Below are 4,206 nucleotides of genomic sequence, written 5' to 3'. Positions count from 1 at the left end.
TGACGCTGGGCGGCCAACCTGCGGTGATGAAGAGGTCGGACGCCTTGCGCTCGACCACCATGCTCAGCAATTGTTCGATCGCACGATTCAGGTCCATACGAGACCTCGGTATTAAGAAAGACGCTCCAGGGCGGCAGCCATCCATGCTCGGCCGGACCTAGGATTCGCGAACGATCGTCATCCTCTGCAAAATCGGCGTCGTGCAGGGCGGCGCCCTCGACCAGCGCTCGGCCCGGCAAGCTTCGCCGGAGCGGGATCAGGTAAAGCCGTCCTTGTTCTGAGCCTTCATCCGGGCGTCCTTGCGCGACACCAACCCCTGTTGGACCAGCTCCTTGAGGTTCTGATCCAGGGTCTGCATGCCGTGCGCCTGTCCGGTCTGGATCGCCGAATACATCTGGGCCACCTTGGCCTCGCGGATCAGGTTACGGATGGCCGGCGTGCCGATCATGATCTCGTGTGCGGCGACCCGCCCGCCGCCGACCCGCTTCAACAGCGTCTGCGCGATGACCGAACGCAGCGACTCCGAGAGCATTGCCCGGATCATCTCCTTCTCCGCCGCGGGAAAGACGTCGATGATGCGGTCGATCGTCTTGGCCGCCGAGGTGGTGTGCAGCGTCCCGAACACCAGATGCCCGGTTTCGGCCGCGGTCATCGCCAGTCGAATGGTCTCGAGATCACGCATCTCGCCGACCAGGATGATGTCCGGATCCTGACGCAACGCCGAGCGCAACGCCTCGCTGAAGCCCAGCGTATCCTTGTGGACCTCGCGCTGGTTGACCAGACATTTCTTGCTGCTGTGCACGAACTCGATCGGGTCCTCGATGGTGAGGATGTGCGCGTACTCGGTCTCGTTGAGATGGTCGACCATCGCGGCGAGGGTCGTGGACTTACCCGAGCCGGTCGGCCCGGTCACCAGGATGAGGCCGCGCGGAACACTGATGATTTCCTTGAAGCTCTCGGGCGCATTCAGCTCTTCGAGCGACAAAACCTTTGAGGGGATGGTCCGAAAGACGGCGCCCGCACCGCGCTTCTGGTTGAAGGCGTTGACGCGGAACCGGGCCAGCCCCGGAATCTCGAACGAGAAGTCCGTTTCCAGAAACTCCTCGTAGTCCTTGCGCTGCTTGTCGTTCATGATGTCGTAGACAAGCGAGTGCACCGAACGATGCTCGAGCGGCGGGACATTGATGCGACGCATGTCGCCGTCGACACGAATCATCGGCGGCAGGCCGGCCGAGAGATGCAGGTCCGAGGCGTTGTTTTTGACGCTGAAAGCCAGTAGTTCGGCGATATCCACGAATCACTCCCGATTAAACCGCGGCCGGCATCACAAGGTACATCCCGAGGCACGCAGGTTTTCCGCCGCACTGCACGCCCCGCGCACGCCGGGCCGGCGTTGCGCCTCCTGGCCGTAGGGGCCGCTATGCTTCGTCGGCGCGCCTTGTCCCGACGCACGCGGGACGCATCCCGCTTACCGAAAAAATCGCGTGCACTCGGTATAGCATAGCCCGAAGAGCCGGCCTCGGTCTCGACGGATCCATCGGCGGTGCGTTGCGTCCCCGAGAGATTTACGATGCCGGATCGATACCGACCACGGATCACGTTCAAGACCCACCGGAGCCCCTTTTGAGATGACCGACGACCCGAAGACCTCCCCGCGTGTCGGCCTGTTCGCAACCTGCCTCATGAACCTCTTCCGGCCGAACATCGGCTTTTCCGCCGCCAAGCTTCTCGAGGACGCGGGCTGCGCCGTCTGCGTGCCGCAAAACCAAACCTGTTGCGGACAGCCCGGCTACAACTCGGGCGACAACGACTCCGCGCGCGCACTCGCCAAACAGGTCATCGCCGCCTTCGAGGACTACGATTATCTCGTCGGTCCCTCGGGCTCCTGCATGGCGACCATCCGGCACGACTATCCCGTCCTTTTTGCCGCAGACCGCGATTGGCGCGACCGCGCCGAGGCCCTTGCTGCAAAAAGCTGGGAGCTGACGTCATTCCTGGTCGACACCCTCGGCATCACACAGATTCACGCCAGATTCGACGGCATCGCGACCTATCACGACTCGTGCTCCGGCCTGCGCGGACTCGGCATCAAAGGTCAGCCGCGACAACTGCTCGCAGGTGTGGAGGGGCTGACCCTGCGCGAGATGACCGACAGCGAGGTCTGCTGCGGGTTCGGCGGGACCTTCTGCGTCGGATACCCCGAGATCTCGGTCAAGATCGTGGACGACAAGATCCGCAACATCCTCGCCACGGGAGCCGATACGCTGATCGGCGGCGATCTGGGGTGTCTGATGAACATCGCCGGGCGGCTGAGCCGGATCGGCTCGCCGGTGCGGGTCTATCATGCGGCGGAGGTGCTGGCCGGGACGGCGGACGGGCCAGGTATCGGGGACGGGCCGGGTTGAGACGCCGCAACGCGACGCGAGGACGTTCCAGATGCCGCGAATCGACATCGGCTTATGAGGATGCGGAGAGACCCGTTCGCGTCCCGAAAGTGCCGCTCACCACCAGGTCCTGAACGACCGGTCCGGACGCGTAGTGGACAGTCGCAGTCAACACCGTGAGTGACTCTGGACGTCCAATAGCGGTAACAGCTGCAGTCTCGATGACTGTCTGCCCATCGATGCAAAGCAGGCACCCAAGCGCTTTATGCGGCAGTGACGTATAATCATGCGATGCTGACCGTTGTGGAAACGCCCTCCTTTACGCGCCTTTGGCCCGACTACTGGACGGAGGACGAGCGTGGAGAGTTCTGCGCCTGGATTGCGGGCAGCCCGCTTGCAGGTGATGTCGTTCCGCGGACCGGTGGCGTGCGCAAGGTCCGTTGGTTCCGGTCCGGTAGCGGAAAACAAGGAGGCGTTCGGGTCATTTACTACAACCGGCTGGCAGACGGGCGCATCTGGCTCCTCTTGATTTACGCCAAGAGCGCGCGAGACAACTTGCCAGCGCATGTGCTCAATGCTGCGCGGGAGATGCTGGATCATGCCGAAGACTGAACAAGAGCTGCTCGCAAGAGACGCCGATCGTGATATCGGCGCTGAATTGCTCGAGTCCATCCGCGAGATGAACTCTGAGAAGGTGGGCGCAATCCACGGCCCGGTGGCGCTCGCACGCTATCGCGTCAAGATGTCCCAAAGCGAGTTCGCGAGGCTCCTAGGCGTGTCGGTCAGGACGCTGCAGGAATGGGAGCAGGGTCGACGCGAGCCGAGCGGTGCGGCGCGATCGCTCATTCGTGTGGCACAGGAACGCCCGGAGGTTCTTCGCGAACTGTTTCTCGACCGGGTCGCCTGAAAAACCTCCTTCCTCTCAATGATAGGCGGAGAAAGTGTCCGCTTTGGATGCCTTCCGGGTCGCTCGTGAAAATGGAGCAACTGACCGGATCGGGTCGTAAGCACCACCCAGGCTCAGCGCCGTGGGTGACCACAACGCGCGTCGATCCACCACTCGGCAGGATCGGGTTGAGCGGCAGCTTCCGGTCGATTCCGGGCTTAAGGAAAACCGCAATCCGAACGAGAATCGTGGATCCGCTCGTTGGATTCGTAACGGCGGAACCGTCCGGAAAAATCGGTGGTGCGACTCTGAGGGCTTTTTGTGAAATAAGGTGAGCGACAACGCGATCGCGAAACGGTACGTCGGATGACCCTGCGCCCATCCGACCGACATCCAACCAGGGGCTTCGAGGGCACGGTTATTGGACATCCGATCACACGAGTTTCAGCCGCGCGCGATCGCCGCGCTCCATGACGCCAGCCTCCAACAGGCACTGGACAAGGCCCGCGACGGCTTCGTCGCCAAACGCGCAGTGCAGGTCGCCGAGCTGTCCGAGTTCGAGGCCCTGCGCGAGGCGGCCAAGACGCTCAAGGACCACGTCCTCGATCATCTCGATCACTACCTGGAACGCTACGAGGCGGCCGTCGTCGCGGCCGGCGGTCAGGTCCATTGGGCACGGGACGACGCCGAGGCCCGCCGGATCATCCTCGACATCTGCACACGCGTGGATGCGCGCACCGTCACCAAGGGCAAATCGATGGTGTCCGAGGAGATCGGTCTCAACACGGCGCTGATCGACGCCGGTCTGACCGTGGTCGAGACCGATCTGGGTGAGTACATCATTCAGCTTGCCGGCGAGGCGCCCTCCCACATCATCGCCCCGGCCGTGCACAAGACCCGCGAGCAGGTCTCGGATCTCTTCGAGAAGGCCCACGG

5 protein-coding genes are annotated in these 4,206 nt (G+C 63.0%); 4 read left to right on the top strand and 1 reads right to left on the bottom strand.

All coding sequences use genetic code 11. The annotated features are described in order from the left end of the window. Positions 1-256 precede the first annotated feature (256 nt). Positions 257-1,294, bottom strand: a complete 1,038-nt coding sequence (locus GPT33_RS17420) for a type IV pilus twitching motility protein PilT (protein ID WP_296811561.1) — start codon at positions 1,292-1,294, stop codon at positions 257-259. A gap of 334 nt (positions 1,295-1,628) precedes the next feature. Here GPT33_RS17420 and GPT33_RS17415 point away from each other — a divergent pair, with 334 nt between their 5' ends. From GPT33_RS17415 to GPT33_RS17400, 4 genes are all read left to right on the top strand, one after another. Beyond that, on the top strand, positions 1,629-2,405 hold the full coding sequence (locus GPT33_RS17415; RefSeq protein ID WP_296811558.1) for a (Fe-S)-binding protein: 777 nt from the start codon (positions 1,629-1,631) through the stop codon (positions 2,403-2,405). Between the two features lie 270 nt (positions 2,406-2,675). Beyond that, on the top strand, positions 2,676-2,996 hold the full coding sequence (locus GPT33_RS17410; protein ID WP_296811557.1) for a transcriptional regulator: 321 nt from the start codon (positions 2,676-2,678) through the stop codon (positions 2,994-2,996). Next, complete coding sequence (locus GPT33_RS17405) at positions 2,983-3,291, top strand: helix-turn-helix domain-containing protein (protein WP_296811554.1); 309 nt, start codon at positions 2,983-2,985, stop codon at positions 3,289-3,291. The genes GPT33_RS17410 and GPT33_RS17405 overlap by 14 nt, the downstream gene beginning before the upstream one ends. A gap of 400 nt (positions 3,292-3,691) precedes the next feature. Then, a partial coding sequence (locus GPT33_RS17400; RefSeq protein ID WP_296811551.1) for an LUD domain-containing protein occupies positions 3,692-4,206 on the top strand: 515 nt, incomplete at its 3' end.

The organism is Thiocapsa sp. (genome assembly GCF_011390875.1).
GTDB lineage: Bacteria > Pseudomonadota > Gammaproteobacteria > Chromatiales > Chromatiaceae > Thiocapsa.
Note: the sequence above shows the minus strand (reverse complement) of the source record. Positions and strands in the feature narration are given on the sequence as shown.

Excerpts from the sequence above, each read along its gene's own strand:
- GPT33_RS17415 (WP_296811558.1), top strand. The coding sequence starts at position 1,629 with ATGACCGACGACCCGAAGACCTCCCCGCGTGTCGGCCTGTTCGCAACC.
- GPT33_RS17410 (WP_296811557.1), top strand. The coding sequence starts at position 2,676 with ATGCTGACCGTTGTGGAAACGCCCTCCTTTACGCGCCTTTGGCCCGAC.
- GPT33_RS17405 (WP_296811554.1), top strand. The coding sequence starts at position 2,983 with ATGCCGAAGACTGAACAAGAGCTGCTCGCAAGAGACGCCGATCGTGAT.